Origin of the sequence: Corallococcus sp. 4LFB (genome assembly GCF_046520365.1) — a bacterium.
GTDB lineage: Bacteria > Myxococcota > Myxococcia > Myxococcales > Myxococcaceae > Corallococcus > Corallococcus caeni.
Window position 1 is genome coordinate 1 of the sequence record NZ_JBKGHJ010001102.1, and the last position, 937, is coordinate 937.

General features: G+C 72.3%; 1 pseudogene. It reads right to left on the minus strand.

Features of this window, described 5'->3' with window-relative positions:
- Positions 1-89 precede the first annotated feature (89 nt).
- Positions 90-937 (minus strand): annotated as a pseudogene (locus ACLEQD_RS44325) (caspase family protein); the annotation flags it as partial.

The following is a 937-nucleotide window of genomic DNA, read 5'->3' on the forward strand; positions in this document are numbered from 1 at the left end:
GTCCTGCGCGCCACCCGCGTCGTCGGCTGAGCGAGCCCCGCCCACCCGGGACCGCCGCGACAGGGCGGCCCCGGCCGGGCTCCGGAGCCTCAGAGCCGCACCCCCACCTGGAAGCCGGGCCAGCGCTGCATGCGCGTGTCCGCGTCGAGGGTGTGCGAGCGCACCGGCAGCGTGGTCAGCTTCGCGAACTCCGGCTCGCCCCACGTGAACGCCACGTTGTAGGTGGGGCCGGCGAACACGGCCAGCCTCGGCATCACCTGGAAGCCCAGCATGAGCCGCGCCTGCGTGAGCAGGGCGTTGGACCTGCCGGAGAACGGGTCGCGCGTGGACAGCACCTGGCTGCCCGCGACGTCCACGTCCGCCCAGAAGCGCGAGCCCAGCGGGATGTGCCCGCCCAGGCCCAGGCCCAGGCTGAAGCGCTGGAAGCGGTCGTCCGGTCCAATCCCCGCGAGCAGCGTCGTGTAGAAGTGCCTGCCGCCGAACTTCAGCGCCAGGTTGGTGAGCTGCACGTCGCTGCCGAACACCTCCAGGTGCAGCTGGCCCTTCTTCTCGTAGGAGACCAGGCCCACCGGCGCGCCGTGCACCTCGTCGGAGACGTTCACCAGCCCCAGCTGCATGCCGTGCACCGTGTCCGCGACGTTGATGAGCCCCAGCTGCATGCCGGACACGTCACCGCCCACGTTGATCAACCCCAGCTGCATGCCGGTGAGGGACGGGGCGCGGTTGAGCAGCACCGACCCCTGGATGCCCCGCGCGGCCGTCGCCACGGAGTTGAGGCCCAGCGTGAACTGCACGCCCTTCATCGTCCCGTTCGCGTGATTGACACCCAGTGACAGCTGCACCCCGGTGGCGTCCGCCGTGGTGACGTTGGCGCCCAGCGCGGCCTGCACGCCGCCCAGCGCGCCGCGCGCCACGTTCGCGCCCAGGGCCAGCTGCC